General features: G+C 72.9%; 19 protein-coding genes. 7 read left to right on the top strand and 12 right to left on the bottom strand.

Translation table 11 applies throughout. The features are described from left to right. Window positions 1–5: 5 nt before the first annotated feature. Both ABZS51_RS17055 and ABZS51_RS17050 read left to right on the top strand, forming a co-directional pair. Entirely contained in the window at window positions 6–2063 is a 2058-nt protein-coding gene (locus ABZS51_RS17055; protein WP_355441416.1) for a YhgE/Pip domain-containing protein, read from the top strand. After that, on the top strand, window positions 2060–2626 hold the full coding sequence (locus tag ABZS51_RS17050; protein ID WP_355441413.1) for a TetR/AcrR family transcriptional regulator: 567 nt from the start codon (window positions 2060–2062) through the stop codon (window positions 2624–2626). Before ABZS51_RS17055 ends, ABZS51_RS17050 begins: the two co-directional genes overlap by 4 nt. A gap of 25 nt (window positions 2627–2651) precedes the next feature. Here ABZS51_RS17050 and ABZS51_RS17045 read toward each other — a convergent pair whose 3' ends face one another. The 4 genes from ABZS51_RS17045 to pepN form a co-directional block, all read right to left on the bottom strand. Then, a complete protein-coding gene (locus tag ABZS51_RS17045; protein ID WP_355441409.1) occupies window positions 2652–3509 on the bottom strand; it encodes a nuclease-related domain-containing protein in 858 nt (285 codons plus the stop codon). A gap of 193 nt (window positions 3510–3702) precedes the next feature. Then, a complete protein-coding gene (locus ABZS51_RS17040; RefSeq protein ID WP_355441407.1) occupies window positions 3703–4668 on the bottom strand; it encodes a hypothetical protein in 966 nt (321 codons plus the stop codon). A gap of 125 nt (window positions 4669–4793) precedes the next feature. Continuing rightward, the gene (locus ABZS51_RS17035) at window positions 4794–6083 is read right to left on the bottom strand and encodes a serine/threonine-protein kinase (RefSeq protein ID WP_355441404.1); all 1290 of its coding nucleotides are present in this window, start codon (window positions 6081–6083) and stop codon (window positions 4794–4796) included. A gap of 120 nt (window positions 6084–6203) precedes the next feature. Beyond that, on the bottom strand, window positions 6204–8774 hold the full coding sequence (pepN, locus tag ABZS51_RS17030; RefSeq protein ID WP_355441401.1) for an aminopeptidase N: 2571 nt from the start codon (window positions 8772–8774) through the stop codon (window positions 6204–6206). Window positions 8775–8861: 87 nt separating this feature from the next. Here pepN and ABZS51_RS17025 point away from each other — a divergent pair, with 87 nt between their 5' ends. Both ABZS51_RS17025 and ABZS51_RS17020 read left to right on the top strand, forming a co-directional pair. After that, window positions 8862–9482 carry a disulfide bond formation protein DsbA gene (locus ABZS51_RS17025; protein ID WP_355441398.1) on the top strand — a complete coding sequence of 207 codons (621 nt, stop codon included), beginning with the start codon at window positions 8862–8864 and terminating at the stop codon, window positions 9480–9482. A 149-nt stretch (window positions 9483–9631) separates the two neighbouring features. Next, window positions 9632–11035: an aldehyde dehydrogenase family protein gene (locus ABZS51_RS17020; protein WP_355441395.1), complete on the top strand. Its 1404-nt coding sequence runs from the start codon at window positions 9632–9634 to the stop codon at window positions 11033–11035. Here the strand turns inward: ABZS51_RS17020 and ABZS51_RS17015 are convergent, their stop codons facing one another. Continuing rightward, window positions 11036–11764 carry an SDR family oxidoreductase gene (locus tag ABZS51_RS17015; protein ID WP_355441392.1) on the bottom strand — a complete coding sequence of 243 codons (729 nt, stop codon included), beginning with the start codon at window positions 11762–11764 and terminating at the stop codon, window positions 11036–11038. Window positions 11765–11773: 9 nt separating this feature from the next. After that, complete coding sequence (gene def / locus ABZS51_RS17010; protein ID WP_310712268.1) at window positions 11774–12259, bottom strand: peptide deformylase; 486 nt, start codon at window positions 12257–12259, stop codon at window positions 11774–11776. A gap of 105 nt (window positions 12260–12364) precedes the next feature. On the opposite strand from def, the gene ABZS51_RS17005 reads away from it, so the two are divergent. Beyond that, window positions 12365–12832 carry a ribose-5-phosphate isomerase gene (locus ABZS51_RS17005; protein WP_310712269.1) on the top strand — a complete coding sequence of 156 codons (468 nt, stop codon included), beginning with the start codon at window positions 12365–12367 and terminating at the stop codon, window positions 12830–12832. Window positions 12833–12837: 5 nt separating this feature from the next. Here the strand turns inward: ABZS51_RS17005 and ABZS51_RS17000 are convergent, their stop codons facing one another. Continuing rightward, window positions 12838–12984 carry a hypothetical protein gene (locus ABZS51_RS17000; protein WP_310712270.1) on the bottom strand — a complete coding sequence of 49 codons (147 nt, stop codon included), beginning with the start codon at window positions 12982–12984 and terminating at the stop codon, window positions 12838–12840. 14 nt (window positions 12985–12998) lie between these two features. Further along, window positions 12999–14231, bottom strand: a complete 1233-nt coding sequence (locus ABZS51_RS16995; RefSeq protein WP_355441388.1) for a GNAT family N-acetyltransferase — start codon at window positions 14229–14231, stop codon at window positions 12999–13001. A 118-nt stretch (window positions 14232–14349) separates the two neighbouring features. Here ABZS51_RS16995 and ABZS51_RS16990 point away from each other — a divergent pair, with 118 nt between their 5' ends. Next, window positions 14350–15462 (top strand): PP2C family protein-serine/threonine phosphatase, encoded by a 1113-nt coding sequence (locus ABZS51_RS16990; protein ID WP_310712272.1) that lies wholly within the window; start codon window positions 14350–14352, stop codon window positions 15460–15462. Between the two features lie 192 nt (window positions 15463–15654). Here ABZS51_RS16990 and ABZS51_RS16985 read toward each other — a convergent pair whose 3' ends face one another. Next, window positions 15655–16260, bottom strand: a complete 606-nt coding sequence (locus tag ABZS51_RS16985) for a response regulator transcription factor (protein WP_310712273.1) — start codon at window positions 16258–16260, stop codon at window positions 15655–15657. Between the two features lie 173 nt (window positions 16261–16433). On the opposite strand from ABZS51_RS16985, the gene ABZS51_RS16980 reads away from it, so the two are divergent. Then, on the top strand, window positions 16434–17738 hold the full coding sequence (locus ABZS51_RS16980) for a site-2 protease family protein (protein ID WP_355441384.1): 1305 nt from the start codon (window positions 16434–16436) through the stop codon (window positions 17736–17738). On the opposite strand, the gene ABZS51_RS16975 is transcribed toward ABZS51_RS16980, so the two are convergent. The 3 genes from ABZS51_RS16975 to ABZS51_RS16965 form a co-directional block, all read right to left on the bottom strand. Beyond that, window positions 17699–18937, bottom strand: a complete 1239-nt coding sequence (locus ABZS51_RS16975; RefSeq protein ID WP_355441381.1) for a S8 family serine peptidase — start codon at window positions 18935–18937, stop codon at window positions 17699–17701. The genes ABZS51_RS16980 and ABZS51_RS16975 overlap by 40 nt on opposite strands. Further along, window positions 18934–19641: a hypothetical protein gene (locus tag ABZS51_RS16970; RefSeq protein ID WP_355441379.1), complete on the bottom strand. Its 708-nt coding sequence runs from the start codon at window positions 19639–19641 to the stop codon at window positions 18934–18936. Before ABZS51_RS16970 ends, ABZS51_RS16975 begins: the two co-directional genes overlap by 4 nt. Before the next feature lie 303 nt (window positions 19642–19944). Beyond that, on the bottom strand, window positions 19945–20601 hold the full coding sequence (locus ABZS51_RS16965; protein ID WP_355441376.1) for a TetR/AcrR family transcriptional regulator: 657 nt from the start codon (window positions 20599–20601) through the stop codon (window positions 19945–19947). Between the last annotated feature and the right edge of the window lie 222 nt (window positions 20602–20823).

Raw genomic sequence — 20823 nt, 5'->3', positions numbered from 1 at the left:
GAGGCATGCTGCGGTCGAGACTGCCCAGGCTGGCGCTGGCGGCGGTCGTCGTGCTGCCCCTGCTGTACGCGGGGCTGTACCTGTGGTCGTTCTGGGACCCGCAGGGCAACCTGGACCGCGTGCCCGTCGCGCTGGTCATGGAGGACCGGCCCGCGACGGCCGGCGGCAAGACCCTGCACGCCGGCCAGGACCTCGCCGACGAGCTGCGGGAGCGCCACGTCTTCAACTGGCACGAGGCGACCCCCCGGCAGGCCGCCGACGGCGTCAGGGACGGCAGCTACTACCTGTCGCTGACCGTCCCCGCCGACTTCAGCTCCCGGCTGGCCTCGCCCGCCGACGACGCGGGCACGCCCGAGCCCGCCCAGCTCGGCGTCCGCGTCGACACGGGGCGCAGCTACATCGTCGGCAGCATCTCCGACGCCGTGTTCAACGAGGTGCGGGCCGCCGCCGAGCGCACCGCCGTGCACGGCTACTTCGACCGGGTCTTCATCTCCATCGGTGACATCCGCGACAAGACCACCGAGGCCGCCGACGGCGCCGGCCGGCTCCACGACGGCACGGTCAAGGCCGGCGACGGCGTCTCCAAGCTCAACGACGGCCTCGGCACGGCCGAGAGCGGCGCCCGGCAGCTCTCCTCCGGCCTCGACACCGCGGGCAGCGCCACCGCCCGCCTGCGCGACGGCTCCGCGCAGGTCACCAACGGCATCACCCAGGCCCAGCGCGGCATCGGGCAGCTGCGCGGCGGCCTGACCAAGCTGCGCAGCCAGGGCACCGCCCCGCTGCGGCAGGGCGCGCGGGAGGCCTCGGCCAAGGTCCGCGCCCAGACCCGCACCGTCGACCAGATCGCCGACAAGTACGTCCCCCTCCTCAACGAGTGGGGCCCGCAGGTGGCCAGTGCCGCCGAGCGCGTCGCCGACCAGGCCGACCGGCTCCAGGACCCCGAGGCCGCCGAGCTGGCCGCCGGCGCCCGGGAGCTGGCGGCCAGCGCCCGCAGGATCGCTCAGGTGGCCCCGCAGCTCGGCCCGCGCGTGAACGAGGTCAGGCGGCAGGTCGACCAGCTCGACGCCGGCCTGGCCAAGCTCGCCGCCGGCGCCGCCAAGATCGACAGCAGCGTGGGCAAGGCGGGCCGGGGCGCCGACGAGCTCTACCGGGGCGCCACCAAGCTGCGCGCCGGGTCCGCCCAGGTCACCGGCGGGCTCACCCAGCTCGACGGCGGCCTGACCCGGCTCGGCGACGGCGCCGACCGGCTCTCCACGGGCGTGGACCGGCTGCACGACGGCGCCGGCCAGGTCGACAAGGGCCTGTCGCGGCTCGCCAAGGGCTCCAAGGACCTGGCCGACGGCCTCGGCGACGGCGCCAAGCAGATCCCCGACTACGACGCCCAGGAGCGCGACGCCCGCGCCGACATGATGAGCGACCCCGTGCACCTGGACAAGGACGTGGACAACGAGGTGCCCAACTACGGCACCGGCTTCGCCCCGTTCTTCCTGCCCCTGGCCCTCTGGGTCGGTGCGATGATCGCGTACATGGTGCTCAAGCCCCTCAACCAGCGGCGCCTGGCCGGCACGTCGGGCGCGCTGCGGATCGCGCTGTCCGGGTGGTTCCCGGCGGTCGCGCTCGGCGCCGCCCAGGTCGGCGTGCTCGCGGCCGTGCTGCGGTTCGGCCTCGGCCTGCAGGCCGCGAACTGGGCCGGCGTGGCGGGCCTGCTCCTGCTGGCCGCCGCGGCCTTCCTCGCGGTCGTGCAGGCGGTCAACGCGCTGCTCGGCCCGCCCGGCCGGGTCGTGGCCCTGGCGCTGCTGATGCTCCAGCTCACCTCGGCGGCCGGCACGTACCCGATCGAGACGTCGCCCGGCTTCTTCCAGACCATCTCGCCGTGGCTGCCGATGAGCTGGGTCGTCGCGGCGCTGCGCCGGCTGATCAGCGGCGGCGACCCGACCGTGGTCTGGCAGGCCTGCGGCGTGCTGGCCGCCTTCCTCGTGCTGGGCATCGCGCTCACCACCCTCGCCGTGCAGCGCGGCCGCACATGGACGGTCAAGCGGCTGCACCCGGAGCTGGCGCTGTGAGCCGGCAGGACACCCGCTCGAAGGTGTTCGCAGCCGCCATCGAGCTGATGGCCGAGCAGGGCTACACCGCCACGACCGTCGAGGCCATCGCCGAGCGGGCCGGGGTGGCCAAGGGCACCGTGTTCTACAACTTCGGCAGCAAGGAGGGGCTGTTCGGCGCGCTGCTGGAGCACTCGATCGGCCGGCTGGCCGAGGCCCTGGCGGCGGCCGACACCGGCGGGACCGCGCTGGAGGCGCTCGACTCCGTCGTCCTCGGCCAGCTGCGCTTCTTCGAGGAGCACGGACCGCTCGCGCGGGTGCTGCTGGCCGAGATGTGGCGGACCGCCTGGCAGGAGGCGGTGGCGCAGCTGCGCGAGCAGGCGCTCGGCGTGTACGCGGGCGTGCTGCGCCGGGCCGCCGCCGCCGGCGAGGTCAGGGCCGACCTCGACGTGGAGACCGCCGCCACCGCCGTCTTCGGCATGGTGCTGACGGTCTCCATCGAACGGCGGGCGCTCTACCCGGACCGGCCCGTGGAGCGGACCCACGCCACCCTGGCCGAGCTGCTGCACGGCCGGATCAGATGACGGCCCGCCGCGGCACCGGGCGGGGTCAGTCCTCGCCGTAGCGGGCCGGCAGCACCTCGGCCGCGATCTCGTACAGGCGCTCGATCTCGGCGTCGGTCAGCGCGCGCTCGCGCTTGGTGATCCACTTACGGGCCCGGCCGCCCTCGTAGACGTCCACCCCGCGGATCGTCATGATCTTCCAGGGCACCGCGGGGCCGTAGATCGCCAGGGACGGCACGACCTGCACCTCGCGGCCGTACACCTGGCTGATCAGCTCGCTTGCCGCCGACGCCTCCATCTTCGCCTCGGCGATGCGGGCCTTCTTGTCGAACGGGCCGTGGTAGAGCTTCTTGCCCATCTGCACGCGGACCGGCAGCTGCTTGTCCCACTTCTCCGAGTCGACCGCGTACACGCCGGTCGGCCCGACGACGAGGTGGTCGATCTGCGCCTCGGTGCCGGGGATCGCCCTCGCGTGCAGGGTGCGGTAGCCGTTGCGCTCCAGCTTGCGCAGCTGGGCCTCGGTGCGCCGCTCCGCGACGGAGGCGCGCCGCCACGCCGGCACGGTCGAGCTCGACCGGGCACGGTAGACCGCGTCGGCGATCGCCGCGATGACGCCCGCCGTCACGCCCAGCCTCCAGTCGGCGAGCAGGAAGCCCGCGACCAGCGCCACGGCGACCGCCAGCAGCGCGCGGTTGCGGAGCGAGCGGTAGCGGGGCTGCTGGATCAGGCCGCGCAGGGAGGCGCGCACCACGGGCACGGAAGCGGGCACGGACGCGGCCGCCGATCGCTCGGCGCCGCTCTGCCCGGCGGTGGCCGGGTCGGCGTCGGTCTCGGTCTCTGGTCGGTCGCTCACCCAGATGGGCGAGGCACTGTGACCGTCTTCTCGCTGGTGGTCGGAGTCCACGCGATTCACCGTAGCCCGTGGAGATCGTCGATTCCTAGTGTTGGTCCGTCCATAGTTTTATGGCTCAGGTCACCGTGTCCCGCGCCGGATTTCCGGGTATCTATTACGTTCCTCGCCAGAGATCCCCGGTGGGCGTAACGTGTGAGACTTTCACGAGCTATCCGACTCGCGGGGTGCCGAGGCCGGGAGGTCGTCAGACGGCGTCGTCGGGCAGGCGGTCGAGCAGGGCGACGACGTGCTCGCTCACCCCCGCCAACAGCGTCGAGGGCGCGATCGCCGCGTCGGCGATCGCCGAGAACAGCGACGGCAGCCCCGGCAGCGGGAACCCGTCGTCCTTCGAGGCGGCTGCGCCGATCGCGTTCTTGTCCAGGGCGGCGCGGCTGCGCTCCCACGCCTCCAGCACCTCCTCGGGCGACGGCACGCCGAACCCGTGGCCGACCGGCGCCGCGTGGCGCAGCCGTACCAGCGGGGTCTCGGCGAAGGCCAGCGCGGTGCGGGCCCGCAGACCGAGGTCGGCGCGCGGCTCCGGCGGGATCCAGTGCATCGCCGTGCACGGGTTGCGGCAGGTGGAGACGCACACCGCCAGCGCGCCGGCCACCTGGCTGTGCTGCCGGTCGAAGTAGGCGCGCCAGCCCTCGGCGGGCTCGACCGCGACCCGGAGCGTCCGGTTGGTGGCCGACTGCTCGGACTTGGTGTGGTCGCAGTCGCGGTCGCCGATCACGCCGAAGCGGCTGCCCGGGGCGCTCAGGCCGTCCGGCCAGCGCACCGGGTCGCCCGCGTGACCGAGCTGCGGCTCGAACGCCAGGAGCGGCAGGTACTCGCTGGCGATGTGCACGGCGGCGATCATCGGGCTCAGCTCGCGGCGCCGCCAGCGGATCGCGATGACCTCCAGCAGCAGCCCGTACGCGGGCCGCAGCGACTCCAGCGCCCCCCTCGGCTGCTCGCGGGGCGTCTGCGGCATGTGGCACGCCCGGGCCTGCCGCCTCAGCTCCGCGGGCACGGCCCTGGCCTCCGCCGCGAAGTCCTCGGCGTCGAGGGAGAGCAGCCGCTGCCCGAACTCGCACACGTCAGCCACCTCGGCCGACGGGGCGAGCGCCCCGAGGTCGGCGAACGCGTGGCGGCGGGCGAGGGTGACGAGCAGGTCGCGCGTGGACTTCACGTGGTCACTCTCTCACGGGGCCGGCCCGCCCCCCGGCAAAGCGGGCGCCTCTCCCGTTTCGCGTCAAGCAGATCATAGCCGGCCTTTTCCGCCGATGCCCGCAGACCCCGGACCCTTCAGGCCGGTCAGGGACAGGGGGCGCGGATGCACTGGATGTCGCCGGGCTCCCTGGTGGCCGACGGCTCGGGAGTCGGCTCCTGGGGGTCGGCCGTCGTCGGCTCCTGGGTGGGCTCGGGCTCGCGCGTGGTGGGCGGCGGCGTCGTCGTGGGCGGGGTCGTGCTGGGGGTCGCCGTGGGCGTGGTCGCCGTCGGCGTGACCGTGGGGGTGACGGGCGTGGGCGTGCCGCTCGGCCGCACGCTGACGCCGGTCTTGGGCGGGGGCGCGGAGGGGTGGCGTGTCACGGGCGGGTCGGCCGCGGTCGTGGTCCGGCTGGTCGTGGCGGCCGGCGTCGGGCTCGTGATCGGGTCGGCGGCGCTCTGGTCGCGGGTCCAGACGGACCCGGCGACGGCCACGCTGACCGTGACGGCCGCGGCCACCGACGCCAGCGCGCTCAGCAGCCCGCGCCGCCGGCGCGAGGAGAGCCGTGCGTCCGGCTCGGCCAGCGCCCGCCGCGCCGCGCCGGCCAGCTCGGCGGCCGACGGCCAGCGCATGTCGGGCGCCTTCTCCAGCGCCCGCTGGACCACCTGCCGGGGCCCCGCGGGAATCTCCGGCGGCAGCGCCGGGACGGGCGCGTGGAGGTGCTTGTAGATGATCTGCACGGGCGTGTCGCCCTCGTACGGCAGCCGCCCGGTCAGGCACTCGTACGCCACCACGCCCAGGGCGTAGACGTCGACCGCGGGGGTGACGCCGCTCGCGGTGGCCAGCTCGGGGGCGCAGTAGGCGGCCGAGCCCAGCATCGCGCCGGTGGCGGTGAGCTGACCGGCCGAGACGGAGTGCGCGATGCCGAAGTCGGTGAGCGCGACCCGCCCGTCCGGCCTGATCATCAGGTTGGCCGGCTTGACGTCACGGTGCACGATGCCCTGCGCGTGCGCGGCGCCCAGCGCGTCGGCCACCTCGGCCACCAGCCGCATGGTCTCGGCCGGGTCGAGGGCCCGGCGCCGCAGGATCCGGTCGAGCGACTCGCCCTCGACGTACTCCATCACCAGGAAGCTCATCCGCCGCCCGGCGGCCTCGCACGTGCCGTAGTCGTAGACGTCGACCACGCCGGAATGCCGCAGCGTGGCCATGGCGCGGGCCTCGTTCTGGAACCGCCGGGCGAACGCCGGGTTCTCGGCCAGCGCGGGCATCATCACCTTGACGGCGACGGTGCGGCCGAGAACCGTGTCGGCGGCGCGCCAGACCTCGCCCATGCCGCCACCGCCGACGCGGTCGGCCAGCACGTAGCGGTCGTTGAGCGTGGTCCCGGAGCCGAGCACGCCTTCGAGGCTAACACCGGCAGGCCCATGACCAGGCCGGAATCCGCCACGGGCGGCCCACCGCCGTGGGAAGGGCCGAGGGCCCCGGCACGGGGCACGGGACCCTCGGGACACCGGTCGCTACGCCGCGGACTCCGCGTCCTTGGCCCGGTTGCGCAGCGCGCGGCTGACGCCGTCCGCCCCTTCGAGGATCAGCCGGCGCAGCGCCTGCGGCGGCTGGTGCTCGGCGAGGTAGCGCTCGGCCGCCTCCACCGTCTCCGGCTCGATGAGCAGCGACGGGAAGCACCCGACCGCGAACGTCGACGCCTGGTCGAAGGTCCACTCCTTGTAGATCCGCCCGACCTCGGCGAAGTACTTGTCGCGGTACGGCTCCAGCAGCTCGACGTGCTGCGGGTCCTGCAACCCGGCGATCGTGGTGCGGGCGATGTGGTTGGCCAGCCCGCCGCCCACGACGGCCGCCCAGGCCGCCGCCTTGGCCTCGGCCGTCGGCACGGCCGCCCGGCACAGCGCCGCGGACCGCTCGCCGGTGGCGGTCGGGTCGCGCCGCAGCTCGGCCTCGATGTCCGCCTCGCCGAGCACGCCGCCCGACACCAGCGCGTGGACGAGCGTCCAGCGCAGGTCGGTGTCCACGGTCAGGCCCGCGGGCACCGCCGAGCCGTCGAGGATGCCGCTGAGCAGCGCGAGGTCGCCCTCGGAGGTGGCCACCGGCGCGAACGCCTGCAGGAACGCGAGCTGGTGGTCAGAGCCCGGCTCGGCGCCCTCCAGCAGCGACCGGAGCTCGGTGGCGAGGAGAGCCAGGCCCTCCTGCCGCCAGGCCGGGTCGGCGTACTGCTGCACGGCCATGCGCGCCTGCCGCAGCACGGCCTGCAGGACCGTGATGTCCTTGACCGTGCCCACGCCCGACACCACGAGCCGGACGTAGTCGCGGGTGGACAGCTCGCCGTCGCGCGTCATGTCCCAGGCCGCCGACCAGCACAGCGCGCGGGGCAGCGACTCGGTGAAGCGGGCGATGCCGCCGTCGACCAGCGTGCGCAGCGACCGCTCGTCCAGGCGGATCTTGGCGTACGTCAGGTCGTCGTCGTTGACGAGGACCAGGTCCGGCTGCTCCTCGCCGGTCAGCTCGGGAACGGCCGTGCGGGCGCCCACGACGTCGAGCTCGACCCGCTTGACCCGGGTGAGCACGTCGCCGTCCAGCTTGTACAGACCGATCGCGACGCGGTGCGAGCGCAGCGTCGGGTAGTCGGCCGGGGCCTCCTGGAGCACCTCGAAGCTGTCGAAGCGGCCGTCGTCGGTCAGCGTGAAGGAGGGGCGCAGGGTGTTGACCCAGGCCGTCTCCAGCCACTCCTTCGACCAGGACGACAGGTCACGGCCGGAGGTCCGCTCCAGGGCGTTGAGCAGGTCCTTCAGCTCGGTGTTGCCCCAGGCGTGCTCGTTGAAGTAGTCACGCACGCCGGCCAGGAAGTTGTCCAGCCCCACGTACGCGACGAGCTGCTTGAGCACCGAGGCGCCCTTGGCGTACGTGATGCCGTCGAAGTTGACCTCGACCGCCTGCATGTCGGGGATGTCGGCGGAGATGGGGTGGGTAGAGGGAAGCTGGTCCTGGCGGTAGGCCCAGGACTTCTCCACGTTCGCGAACGTCGTCCACGCGCCCCCGCCCCAGCGCGTCGCCTCGGCCTGCGCGAGCACGGACATGTACGTGGCGAACGACTCGTTCAGCCACAGGTCGTCCCACCAGCGCATGGTGACGAGGTCGCCGAACCACATGTGCGCCATCTCGTGCAGGATCGTCTCGGCGCGCCGCTCGACCACCGCGTCGGTGACCCGGGAGCGGAAGACGTAGTCCTCCAGGAAGGTGACGCAGCCGGCGTTCTCCATCGCGCCGGCGTTGAACTCCGGCACGAAGAGCTGGTCGTACTTGCCGAACGGGTAGCGGACGCCGAACACCTTGTGGAAGAAGTCGAAGCCCTGCCGGGTGACCTCCAGGATGTTGTCGGCGTCGAGGTGCTCCGCGAGCGAGGCGCGGCAGTAGATGCCGAGCGGGATGCCGTCGTGCTCGGAGGTCACCTTGTGGTACGGACCGGCCACGAGCGCGGTGATGTACGTGGACATGACCGGCGTGGGCGGGAACTCCCACCGCTTGGCGGGCTGGGCGGCGCCGTGCTTGCCGCCCTCCGGGGCCAGGTCCTCGACGCTGGAGGCGGCGGCGTTGGAGACGACCTCCCAGTCGGCCGGCGCGAGCACGGTGAGCTGGAAGGTGGCCTTGAGGTCGGGCTGGTCGAAGCAGGCGTACATGCGGTGCGCGTCGGCCGTCTCGAACTGGCTGTGCAGGTAGACCTTCTGGTCCACCGGGTCGACGAAGCGGTGCAGGCCCTCGCCGGTCCGCATGTAGGCGCAGTCGGCGTCGACGCGCAGCTCGTTCGTCCCGGCCAGGGAGGGCAGCGGGAAGCGGCCCTTGTCGGCGTCGTAGGCGGAGACGTCGAGGTCCTCGCCGTTGAGCGTGACGCGGCGCACCCGCGCGCCGTGCAGGTCGATGAAGGTGGACGCGCCGGGCTGCGTGCCGGCGAAGCGGACAGTGGTGACGCTCTCGAACCGCTCGTCCCCCTCGGTCAGGTCGAGGGCGACCTCGTATGACTCGACATTCAGCAGCCGGGCGCGCTCGCGAGCCTCGTCCCGAGTCAGGTTGCCTGCCAAGTTGTGCTCCTTTTCACCACTCCGTCGGGGTAGTCGGCATCCTGTCACGTGGAATAGGAGACCGACGTTCCCAGGTTATGGCCATACATGACTACGAGGACTCCTGCCGATCTGTGGTTCGACCCCTCCTGCCCCTTCGCCTGGGCGACCTCGCGTTGGCTGATCGAGGTGGAACAGGTTCGCCCCATCGAGCCGCGCTGGCGCCTCATGAGCCTGAAGCTGCTCAACCAGGACAAGGACGTCCCCCAGGAGTACAAGGAGCGCACCGTGCGCGCCATGGGGCTCGTCCGGGTCATCGCCGCCGCCCAGCAGAAGTACGGCGACCAGGTGACCGGCCCGCTCTACACCGAGTTCGGCACCCGCCTGCACAACGAGGGCAGGTCCAAGCGGCCGGAGCTCTACCGTGAGATCGCGGAGGAGTCCCTGGCGGCGGTCGGCCTGGACGCCGAGGTGGTCGCCGCCATGGAGTCCGAGGAATTCGACGACGCCATCGCCGCCTCCCACGAGGAGGGCATCGGCCTCGTCGGCGAGGACGTCGGCACCCCGATCATCCGCGTCGGCGCCAACGCCTTCTTCGGCCCCGTCATCACCCGCGTGCCGCGCGGCGAGGAGGCCGGGCGGCTGTGGGACGGCGTGCTGCTGGTGACGGCGTTCGAGGACTTCTTCGAGCTCAAGCGCACCCGCACGAGGTCGCCCCGCTTCGACTGACCCGCTCCGGCTGACGCGCCTCCGGCGCCGCCTCGACCGGTGCCCGGGGCGATGTCCTTCCCTCCCGGGCACAGTCCCGTACCTTCCTGACGAACCCCAGTCATGCGCACGCCCTCGCCAAGTCGGGGGCGGCGCGCGAGTATGGGGCCATGCGCAAGCTGTACATCGGCGGTGCCTGGACCGCGTCGGTCTCGGGTGAGGCGATCGACGTCGTCAACCCGGCCACAGAGGAGATCATCGACCGGGTGCCGGCGGGCGCGCCGGCCGACGTGGAGGCCGCGGTCCTGGCCGCGCGCGCAGCCTTCGCCGCCTGGTCGGGCGCCGATCCCGCGGACCGCGCCAAGCTCCTCGCCGCCGCGGCCGAGCTGCTCGAACGGCGCGCCGGCGAGGTCGCCCATGTCATCGCGACCGACATGGGGGCGCCGCTGCGGTTCGCGCTCAAGGTGCAGACGCTGATGCCCGCCGGGGTGCTCGCCTCCTACGCCCGGCTGGCCGAGAGCCATCCGCGCGAGACGCGCACCGGCAACTCCCTGGTGCTCAGGGAGCCGGTCGGCGTGGTCGCCGCGATCACCCCGTGGAACTACCCGCTGCACCAGGTCGTCTGCAAGGTCGCGCCGGCGCTGGCCGCGGGCTGCACGGTCGTGCTCAAGCCGAGCGAGGTGGCGCCGCTCGCCGCGTACGCGCTGGCCGAGATCCTCGACGAGGTGGGCCTGCCGGCCGGGGTGTTCAACCTGGTCAGCGGGCGCGGGCCCGTGGTGGGGGAGGCCATGGCGGCCCACCCCGAGGTGGACATGGTGTCCTTCACCGGCTCGACCGCCGCCGGCCGCAGGGTCGCGGCGCTGGCGGCCGAGGGCGTCAAACGCGTCGCGCTGGAGCTGGGCGGCAAGTCCGCCAACGTCATCCTGCCCGACGCCGACCTGGTCACGGCCGTCAGGTCCGGCGTCGCCAACTGCTTCGTCAACTCCGGCCAGACCTGCTCCGCCTGGACCCGCATGATCGTCCATCGCGACCAGTACGACGAGGCGGTGGGCCTGGCCGTCGAGGCGGCCCGCACGTACACCGTCGGCGACCCGCTCGATGACGCCACCCGCCTCGGCCCGCTCGTCTCGGCCGTCCAGCGCGACCGCGTCATCCGCTACATCAACCGGGGCCAGGAGGAGGGCGCCCGGCTGGTCGCGGGCGGCACGGAGCGGCCCCTGCCGCGCGGCTACTACGTGGAGCCCACCGTCTTCGCCGGGGTCGAGCCGGGCATGGCCATCGAGCAGGAGGAGATCTTCGGCCCGGTGCTGTCGATCGTCCCGTACACCACCGAGGAGCAGGCCGTCCGCATCGCCGACGGCACCCGCTACGGCCTGTCGGGCGCCGTCTGGGCGGGCACGGAGGAACGCGCCCTGGCCGTGGCCCGCCGCCTGCGCACCGGCCAGGTCATGATCAACGGTGGCCGCTTCAACCCCTCGGCCCCGTTCGGCGGCTACAAGCAGTCGGGCATCGGCCGGGAGCTGGGCGAGGCCGGCCTGGAGGAGTACCTGGAACTCAAGTCCCTCCAGCTGTGACTAGAGGATCATGCCCCCGGTCGCCAGGAGGTTCTGGCCGGTGATCCAGCCGCTGTCCGGGCCGGCCAGGAACGCCACGACCGAGGCGATGTCCTCGGGCCGTCCCAGCCGTCCCAGCGCCGTGAGCGCCGTCGCCCGCTCCAGCGCCTCCGGGGGGTTGCTGGAGCGCAGCATGTCGGTGTCCGTGGCGCCGGGCGAGACGGTGTTGGCGGTGATGCCGCGGGGGCCCAGCTCGCGCGCCGCGACCTTGGCGAACTGCTCGACCGCCGCCTTGCTGGCCGCGTAGAGGCCGATGCCGGGGCCGGGGATCGCGGTGTTGAGGGTGGAGATGGTGATGATCCGGCCACCGTCGCGCATGACCCGGGACGCCCACTGGATGGCCAGGAACGTGGCGCGGGCGTTGACGGCGAACACCCGCTCGTACGTCTCCTCCGGCACCTCGGCGATGGTCCCCAGCCCGCCCTCGGCCGCGTTGGAGACGATGACGTCCACGCCGGGCAGCAGCTTCTCCGCCTCGGCGAACAGCCTCTCCAGCTCCTCCTTGACGCCCTGGTCGGCCTGTACGGCATGCGCCCCGGTCTCGTCGGCGACCCGTGCCGCCGTCTCCGCGCTGCCGAGGTAGCTGAAGACCACCTCGGCTCCGTCGGCGCGCAGCCGCTCCACGATCGCCCTGCCGATGCCCCGGGACCCGCCCGTGACCAGTGCGCCCTTGCCCGCGAGTACGCTCATGCCGCCAATCTACGCCTTGAGAATGATCTTGCGCGCCTCGTTCTTGGGGAGCCGGTCGACGTACAGCCTGCCGTCGAGGTGGTCGGTCTCGTGCTGGAAGCACCGGGCCAGCGAGCCCCGAGCCTTGACGCGCAGCGGGCGGCCGAGCCGGTCGAGGCCCTCGACCGTCACCCCGGCGGCCCGGGCGACCGGCGCGTAGATGGGCGTCCCGGTCCTCCGGTCGGGCACCGACAGGCAGCCCTCCTCGTCGAGGATCTCCTCGGGGTCGTCGACGGTCAGCACCGGGTTGATCACGTGCCCCTTGCGCCCGCTGATGTCGTAGACGAACAGCCGTCGCGACACGCCGATCTGCGGGCCGGCCAGGCCGACGCCGTCCACCGCGTACATCGCCTGGAACATCTCGTCGATCAGGCGGCGCAGCTCCCGGTCGAAGCCCTCGACGGGCTCGGCGGCCGTACGCAGGACCGGGTCGCCGATCACGCGGATCTCACGCATGGATGCTCAACTTCCGTAAGGGGCGGTCTTAGTTAGCAGTCCTTACTGTAGCGAGCCGCCGCGCCGCCCACAGCTCCTCGCGCGGTGCTGTGGAAGACTGGACGGGTGCGTGTCTACATCGGTGCCGACCATGCCGGCTATGAGCTCAAGAACCATCTCGTGTCCTGGCTGAAGGACCACGGCCACGAGGTGACCGACTGCGGTCCCTTCGTCCTCGACGCCGAGGACGACTATCCGGCGTTCTGCCTGCGGGCGGCCGAGGGCGTGGCGGGCGACCCGGCGAGCCTCGGCGTGGTCATCGGCGGGTCCGGCAACGGTGAGCAGATCGCCGCCAACAAGGTGCGCGGCATCCGCGCCGCGCTCGCCTGGAACGAGGAGACGGCCCGGCTCGCCCGCGAGCACAACGACGCCAACGTCGTCAGCGTCGGCGCCCGCATGCACTCCACGGAGGAGGCGACCAGGTTCGTGGAGGTGTTCCTGGCCACGCCGTTCTCCGGCGCCGAGCGGCACAGCCGCCGCATCGCCCAGGTCGAGAGCTACGAGACGATCGGTCAGCTCCCCTCGCTGCCGTAGCCTCCCTACGTCCTGCGCCGGGGCTCGCGCCTCGGCATCTCGTCACGCAGGGGCCGCCTGTCGGCGGCCTCCTGCTGCTCCTTCGACGGCCGCGACACGTCGCGGGCCCGCATCGCCGTCACCGCCGTGATCTGCATGCTCTGCAGTGCCATGCGCCGAGCCTACGTCAGAAGGTCAGCCCCGCCCACGGCTTCGGGCTCCACGCCATGGCCGCGGCCAGCTCCCGCACCGCGCCCGGCGTGTGCTCGCGCAGCAGCCCGGCGTCGAGCTGGGCCGTCAGGAGCCCGTCGCCCAGGTAGGCCGAGCCCAGCGCGGCGACCGGCAGCGACACGTCCGGCTCCTCCTCCACCGGCTTGCACTCCGCGCCCGCCGGGTCGGCGGTGAGCCGCCAGCGCCCCGCGTTCCACGGGCACACCTCGTCCCCGACCTCCACGACCAGGTCGACGGGTGCCGCGTAGGAGCGGGCGACGAGCGCCTTCTCCACCTCGACCACGCGTACCCACAGCTCGTCGTGCCAGCGGGCGCGCAGCTGGCGCGGATTGGCCAGCAGCGCGATGAGCGGGTCGTCCAGCGGTCTCGTGCCCGCGTCGACGCGCGTGACCAGGTCGCGGTCGAGCACACCCCGCCACAGCAGCGCGTACGCGGCGGGGTCCGCGGCGAACAGCTCCACCAGCAGCAGCTCGCCGCCGGCCATCCCGTTGTCGTCCCACGACGGCTTGATCCGGAACAGCGCGTACCCGCGCACCCCCTCGTCGTCCTCGACCACGATCGAGCGCAGCGGCCCGGCGCCCCGCTGGTCGGCCTCGTCGTCGGCCAGCACGTTGTCCCAGGTCTCCTTCGTGCGCGCGTACAGTCCCGGCCGCCTGGTCACGACGGAGGCGAACAGCCGCTCGTAGTCGGCGCGGCGGTCCTGCGGCTTCGCGACCCGCATCCGCAGCGACGGGTCCCGCGGCGCCCCCGGGACGAAGGCCGCGTCGCGGGTGCTGATGCGGAACCCCTGCTGAACGGCGGCCCTGCCGTACCCGAAACGGCCGTAGATCGACGCCTCGGAGGCGTACAGGGCCGCGACGCTCTCGCCGCGCTCGCGCACGTCGGCGAGCTGGCGGCGCATCAGGGAGGACAGGATGCCGCGCCGGCGGTGCGAGGGCAGCACGCTGACGGCGGTGACGCCCGCGACGGGCAGCTGCCGCCCGCCGGGGACCGTCATGGTGAGGCTGTAGGCGCCCGCGAGACCCACGACGGTGTCGCCGTCGAAGGCGGCCAGCGTGCGGTCGAACTCCGTCTCGGCCTTGTACCGCTCCTTCTGGGAGGGGGTGGGGCTCCAGCCGAACGCCTCCTCCAGCACTGCGGTGGCCGCGCTCCACTCGGATTCGCCGATCGGGCGGATGGGATAGGTCATCCGTCAACCGTAGGAGCGTGTGAAGGCCGCCGGCCACCCAATATCCCCGCATCATGATCTAGGCGTTGGTCAAGTGGGCTGCCCAAACGTGTGCCAGACCGATACAGTCAGGCGCATCATGAGTTCCCGACCGGCGCCGCTGATCCCGCCACGGCTCCGCGCGCTCCTGGTGCGGGTGCCCCTGCTGGTGCCCGCCGTCCGGCTCCTCCGTCGAGCCCTGACCCGTGACCGCAACCTGCTGGTCACGCTCGTCATGCTGACGCTCGTCGTCGGCCTGCTGGCGGCGCGCGTGTCGACCGAGTGGTTCTCGCCGTCGCTGCTCATCCTCATCACGCTCGTGGGCGGCCTCCAGCTCCGGCTGGCCAGCCTGGCCAAGCTGCTGGGCGCCGTGGCCGTGGCCCTCGGCTACATCGCGCTCACCCTCGGCGTGGGCCGGATCGGGCTCGGGCTCATGGTGACGATCGGGTTCACGACCGTCCTGGCCGTGCTCATGGCGCGCACCCGCGGCAAGCTCGGCGTGCAGGGGCTGCGCGGCGACGCGATGCTGCTGGAGCTGCGCGACCGGCTGCGCAGCCAGGGCGAGCTGCCGCCGCTGCCCAAGGACTGGGGCGGCAGGGTCGTGCTCAAGCAGGCGGGCGGCTCCTCCTTCGGCGGCGACTTCCTGGTCTCCATGCGCGACGGCGACAAGGTGGACATCGCGCTGGTCGACGTGTCCGGCAAGGGCGTCGACGCGGGCACCAGGGCGCTGCTGCTGTCCGGCACGTTCGGCGGGCTGCTCGGCTCGGTCGGCGACTTCCTGCCGGCCTGCAACACCTACCTGCACCGCCAGCGCGGCGACGAGGGCTTCGTGACCGCCGTGCACGTACGCCTGGACCTGGCGACCGGCGACTACACGATCACCTCGGCCGGGCACCCGCCCGTGGTGAAGTTCGACGCGGGCACCGGCAACTGGCAGGTCTCCTCGGCCAAGGGCGTGGTCCTCGGCGTGGTGCCCGACCTGCACTGCGAGCCCGACAGCGGCACCCTTCGCAAGGGCGACGCGCTGATGTTCTTCACCGACGGCCTGATCGAGCAGCCGGGGCGCGACATCGACGCGGGCCTGGACAAGCTGCTCGGCGAGGCGGAGCGGCTGCACGCGTCGGGTTTCCACGACGGCGCGCGGGTGCTGGTCAACGCCATGGCGTCCGGGCACAACGACGACTGCGCACTGGTGCTCATCTGGCGCCCCTGAACGCCGGGCCATGACGAACCACACGGGCGATTGATGAAGACCGTCACTGGCCGAGGGATCTCCGCCCTGAGATCGTCGTACTTGCTTGCCCATGAGCCCGGGCCCCGGGGGAGCGGCGCGGCTTCTTCCGGGGTCCGGATCCCCGGCGGTTCCAGGGTGCGGACTCCACGGGCGGACGGGTGCCGCGCGCGGTCAGAGCCAGCCGGAGTCGCCGGCGATGCGGATGGCGTCGACGCGGTTGCGGGCCCCCGTCTTGCACATGATCCGCGACAGGTGGTTGCGCACGGTGCCGACCGACAGGCAGAGCTGGTCCGCGATCTCCGCCGAGCGGGCCCCGCCGGCCGCGACGCGCAGCACGTCCATCTCGCGCCGGGTCAGCGGGTTGGCGGCCGACTGGAGGGCGGCGGCGGCGAGCTCGGAGTCGACCGCGCGGCGGCCCGCCGCGACCTGCCGCAGCCCGTCGGCCAGCCGCTCCGGCGCGACGTCCAGACTCATGAACCCGAGCGCGTGCGCCGCGAACGCCCGGCGCACCTGACCGGGATTGGGCTGCGCGGACAGCACCAGCGCCCGGCAGCCGGGCGCCTTGTCGTGCAGGGCGGCCAGCACCGGCAGGCCTCCCGCGCCGGGCAGGTCCAGGTCGACGACCGCCGTGTCGGCCCCGGACGCCAGCGCCGCCGGCACCACGTCCTCGGCGCCGCCGACCTCGGCCACGACCCGCATCCCGGGCTCGGCGCCGAGCGCGGCGACCAGGCCGCGCCGTACCAGTGGCAGGTGCTCGGCGACCAGGATCCGGATCAAGGCACTCCCATCGTCATTTCCCAGGGTGATCGTGTGACCGCGTACTGTCAACGAAGTCTCTCGGTTCGCCAAAGAGGGCGCAAGCCGAACAGATGCGCGGAGCCAGCCAGGTGTGGAGAGTTCGACTAGTCTTGGGGAGTCGGGACCTTCCGTTTACCTGGAGAGCTGCCTAGATGAACTGGCTGTTCCTGGCCGGGATCGCCGTCTTCCTCATCGGACTGATGGCCTCCATCGCGCTGCACGAGATAGGCCACCTCGTGCCGGCCAAGATTTTCGGCGTCCGGGTGACCCAGTACATGGTCGGCTTCGGCACGACCGCCTGGTCGATCCGGCGGGGCGAGACCGAGTACGGCTTCAAGTGGATCCCGCTCGGCGGCTACATCCGCATGATCGGCATGCTGCCGCCGCGGCCCGGCGACGCCCCGGGCAAGCTCCGCGGCACCTCCACCGGACCGTTTCAGGGCCTCATCGAGACCGCCCGCGAGGCCGCCATGGAGGAGGTGCGGCCGGGCGACGAGGACCGGGTCTTCTACCGCAAGAAGTGGTGGCAGAAGGTCATCATCATGTCCGGCGGCCCGGCGATGAACTTCGTGCTGTCGTTCATCCTGTTCTCGATCCTGCTCGTCGGCATCGGCGTGCCCACCGCGGCCCCGATCGTCTCCCCGCAGACCAACACCTGCGTCATCCCGGTCAGCGAGAAGCGCACCGAGTGCCGTCCCACCGACCAGCCCACCCCCGCCGCCAAGGCCGGGCTCAAGCCGGGCGACAGGATCGTTTCCCTCGGCGGCCAGAAGATCGCCACCTGGGACGACGCCACCCGCCTCATCCGCGGGCACGGCGCCGGCACCGTGGCGCTGGGCATCGTGCGCGACGGCAGGCCGATGACCCTGCCCGTCACGCTCATCGCGCAGGACCGGCCGTCGCCGACCGACCCGAACAAGGTCGACAAGCAGGTCGGCTTCCTCGGCGTGCTGCCCAGCCAGGTCATGGAGAAGCAGAGCTTCGGCATGGTCGCCGGCTACATGGGTGAGCTGACCGTCCGGGTCGCCGGGTCGCTGCTCAACCTGCCGGAGAAGATGGTCGGCGTCTGGCACGCGGCCTTCTCCGGCCAGGAGCGCGACCCCGAGGGCCCCGTCGGCGTCGTGGGCGCCGGGCGGATGGGCGGCGAGATCCTCTCCTCGGACATGACCACCGAGCAGAAGGTCTACAACCTGGTGAGCCTGCTGGCCGGGTTCAACCTCGCGATCGGCATGTTCAACCTCATCCCGCTGCTGCCGCTCGACGGCGGCCACATCGCGGGCGGCCTGTGGGAGGGCCTCAAGCGGGCCTTCGCCCGCATCACCCGCCGGCCGGAGCCCGCGTACGTGGACATCGCCAAGGTGCTGCCGCTCACGTACGCGCTGGCCCTCGTGATGATCGTCATGGCGGGGCTGCTGGTCTACGCGGACCTGTTCAACCCGCTCAAACTCACCGGCTGACCCGCCGCCCGGGCCCCGCGGGGTCGCGGGCGGCGGAACAGGAAGAACGCGCCTGCCACGCACAGCAGGCCCACGCCGACGGCGCCGCCGCCCACCAAGATCTCCGTCTGGTCGATCGGCGGATGGGCGATGGGCGGGCCGACCGGCCCGTTCCCGAAGTACTTCTTCCCCTCGTACGGCACGGCCGCGGTCTTCACCGGCGCCGCCGAGGACGCGGCCCTCACCGCGGCGCCCGCGTCCACCAGCCCGAACCCGAGGTAGGCGGTGTAGCCGGCCGGCGGCCTCCGCGCCGTCCTCACCAGGAGGTCGCGGACCTGCCGGGGCGTCAGCCGGGGGTTGGCCGACAGCATCAGCGCGGCGGTGCCCGCCACCAGCGCGCACGCCGGCGAGGTGCCGTCGCCCGACTCGTAGCCGCCCGTGTTCCTCGCGGCGTAGATGTCGACGCCGGGAGCGGCGATCGTGTTGTACGTGTGGACCTGCGAGAACTTCGCCCGGATGCCCTCCGGCGCCATCGCCGCCACCGCGATCACGCCGGGGTAGCCGGCCGGGTACGACATGGTGTTGTTCGCGTCCACGTCCAGGGGGTCGTCCGAGCCGCCGTTGCCGGCACTGGCCACGAGGACCACGCCCTTGCCGACGGCGTAGTCGACGGCCGCGGCCGTGTCCTCCTCGTAGCCGCCCCAGCCCCACTCGGCGGTGCCCAGCGACATGGAGACGACCCGGGCGCCGTGGTCGACGGCGTAGCGAATGCCCTTGGCCAGGGCGCTGCCGGCCCGCTCGCTCTCCTTGTCAGCGCCGGCCCGGCCGGCCTTGACCGCCGCCTCCGCCCGCTTGCGGGCCGGGTCCTCGCGGTCCCAGATCACCCGTACGGACAGCACCCGCGAGCCCGGAGCCACGCGCAGCACGCTGGAGGCCATGGCCGTGCCGTGCTCCCCCCAGTAGCTCTTCCCGGGACGGGCGCCGCCGCCGATGAAGTCGGGGCCGCCGCTCACCCGGCCCTTGAACTCCGGATGGCTCCGCATCACGCCCGTGTCCAGGACCGCGACAGTGACGCCCTTGCCCTGGGCGACGCGCTGGGCGGCCGGCACCCGCATGGCCGACTGCTCCCAGCCGTGCGGCGCCTCGGCCAGGCCCGGCGCCGCCGTGCCGGCCACGAGAGCCGCGGTCAGGGCGGCCGCGCCCGCCATTCTGCCGATCATGGGCCCACCTTCGGGATCTGGCTGTTCAACCGGGCGGCCAGGGTTTCGGCCAGCCCCTTGGCCGTGGAGGCCCAGGCCGAGCGGTCGGCCTTCTGCTCCAGTGGCCTGTTGCCCCACGGAGCGGGCAGCTTGCCGGCGCGGCGGCCGTCCGCGGGGCCCGCGGTGACCGCCACGAACAGCGGTGTGTAGAGGTCCATGACACCCCGGCCGCCGTCGCCCGCGCGCGCGGCGTCCTTCCACTGCGTGCCGGGGGCGGCCAGGGCGCGCACGACGCGGTCCTGCCCGTCCTGCGCGTCGCGGACGTGGTCTTCGAGGTCGTCCTTGGCGGAGAGGTCACGGAAGGCGACGATCGCGACGGTCGCCGCCGTGCCGCCGGAGTCGTCGACGTACGTGGCCCGCGTGGCCGCCACGCAGCCCCGCTGGGTGGCGAGCGTGGCCAGGGAGCCGGACAGCGCCGCCTGGCACGAGGTGCCGGAGGAGAGCGCGACCCTCGTCCAGCCGTGCTCGGTGCCGGGGTCGTCCTGCTTCTTGTCAGGGTCCTGCCGGCCGATCGTGGCGGGGAAGAGCTTGTCGGCGGGAAGGTTGCGCCACAGCTCCATGGAGAACTGCTTGTTGCGGATCTGCTGCTTGCTGTTCGAGACGGCGTGCCAGATGAGCCCGCCGCCGCCGAGCGCCGACAGCAGCCCGAACCCGGCGACGAGCACCCCTGCGATGATCCGGCCCGCCCCTCGTCTGCGCGGTCCGGGCGCCGGTTGCCCGCCGTGCGAAGGCACGGACGGATGGGGGCCGCCGCTGACGTACGGTGCCTGGGGCGGGTAGGGTCCGTGCGGCCCCGGCTGCTGATGGGCCGGTCCGTAGGGATGCCCGCCGGGCGGCTGGGGGGCGGGGAACCCCGGCCCTGGACGGGGCGGGGGGTATGTCATCGTCTCTCCCGTCGTTCATCACTTGCGGCACATGACCTTATAGGTCACCTCAGACATCGACTGTCACGACGCCGGCCGACGCGATCATCTCCCGGGCTCGGAGCCGCTGATCCCCGGCGTGCCGCCCAGGCGCATCACGTGGCCGGTGATGTGGTCGCGGGCGGCGGCGACGGCGCGGGCCACCAGGGTGTCCACGTCCCGGCGCGGGCGGGCGCCCGACGGCAGCAGGGTCGCGTAGCCGTGCGTGGTGGCCAGGTGCACGTACACGAAGTCGGCCGTGTCGGCCCACGAGGTGTCGCCGGGCAGGACGTCGCCGGCCAGGGCCATGAGGGTGTCCATGAGGCGGCGGCTCTGCTCCTGGACGGTCTCGGCGTGCGGGGCGGCGAAGTCGTGGGCGAAGACGAACTCCACGCCGGCGCGATGGCCCAGCACGTAACGGGTGTAGGCGCCCGCGGTGGCGGCGAGCCGCTCGACCGGATCGGGCCCGGCCCGCTCGGCCGCCTCGGCGAGAAGATCCGTGATGGCGGCGATGACGGACGCGGCGCAGGCGGCCAGCAGGGCTTCGCGGTCCGGGAAGTGGCGGTACGGCGCGGCCGACGACACGCCCGCACGGGCCGCGACCTTGGCCACCGAGAACCCCGCGACCCCCGTCTCCGCCAGGAGCGCGATGCCCTCACGGATCAGCTCGGCGCGCAGGTCGCCGTGGTGGTAGCCGCGTCGTGGCGTCGTGGGACTGCTCATGGCGAACGATTCTCTCCCCTCCGGCATGTTAGACGCCTCTAACATAATGTTAGAGTGCTCTTACTTCTGAAGAAATGGGACACATCATGCAAAAGCGCACACTCGGCACGCAGGGCCTCACGGTGTCGGCGCTGGGGTACGGCGCGATGGGGATCTCCCTGGCGTACGGGCCCTCGGACGAGAAGGAGGGGACGGCGACCATCCGCCGGGCCCATGAGCTCG

The sequence above is a fragment of the Nonomuraea sp. NPDC005501 genome, assembly GCF_040605905.1.
Lineage (GTDB): Bacteria > Actinomycetota > Actinomycetes > Streptosporangiales > Streptosporangiaceae > Nonomuraea.
This window is presented reverse-complemented; position numbering and strand designations above follow the sequence as displayed.

What these genes read in the sequence shown, in the direction of transcription:
- ABZS51_RS17020 (WP_355441395.1), top strand. Translation starts at nt 9,632, where the DNA reads ATGCGCAAGCTGTACATCGGCGGTGCCTGGACCGCGTCGGTCTCGGGT.
- ABZS51_RS17055 (WP_355441416.1), top strand. Translation starts at nt 6, where the DNA reads ATGCTGCGGTCGAGACTGCCCAGGCTGGCGCTGGCGGCGGTCGTCGTG.
- ABZS51_RS16995 (WP_355441388.1), bottom strand. Translation starts at nt 14,231, where the DNA reads ATGACCTATCCCATCCGCCCGATCGGCGAATCCGAGTGGAGCGCGGCC.
- ABZS51_RS17025 (WP_355441398.1), top strand. Translation starts at nt 8,862, where the DNA reads ATGACTACGAGGACTCCTGCCGATCTGTGGTTCGACCCCTCCTGCCCC.
- ABZS51_RS16975 (WP_355441381.1), bottom strand. Translation starts at nt 18,937, where the DNA reads ATGATCGGCAGAATGGCGGGCGCGGCCGCCCTGACCGCGGCTCTCGTG.
- ABZS51_RS17015 (WP_355441392.1), bottom strand. Translation starts at nt 11,764, where the DNA reads ATGAGCGTACTCGCGGGCAAGGGCGCACTGGTCACGGGCGGGTCCCGG.
- ABZS51_RS16980 (WP_355441384.1), top strand. Translation starts at nt 16,434, where the DNA reads ATGAACTGGCTGTTCCTGGCCGGGATCGCCGTCTTCCTCATCGGACTG.
- ABZS51_RS17000 (WP_310712270.1), bottom strand. Translation starts at nt 12,984, where the DNA reads ATGGCACTGCAGAGCATGCAGATCACGGCGGTGACGGCGATGCGGGCC.
- ABZS51_RS16990 (WP_310712272.1), top strand. Translation starts at nt 14,350, where the DNA reads ATGAGTTCCCGACCGGCGCCGCTGATCCCGCCACGGCTCCGCGCGCTC.
- def (WP_310712268.1), bottom strand. Translation starts at nt 12,259, where the DNA reads ATGCGTGAGATCCGCGTGATCGGCGACCCGGTCCTGCGTACGGCCGCC.
- ABZS51_RS16965 (WP_355441376.1), bottom strand. Translation starts at nt 20,601, where the DNA reads ATGAGCAGTCCCACGACGCCACGACGCGGCTACCACCACGGCGACCTG.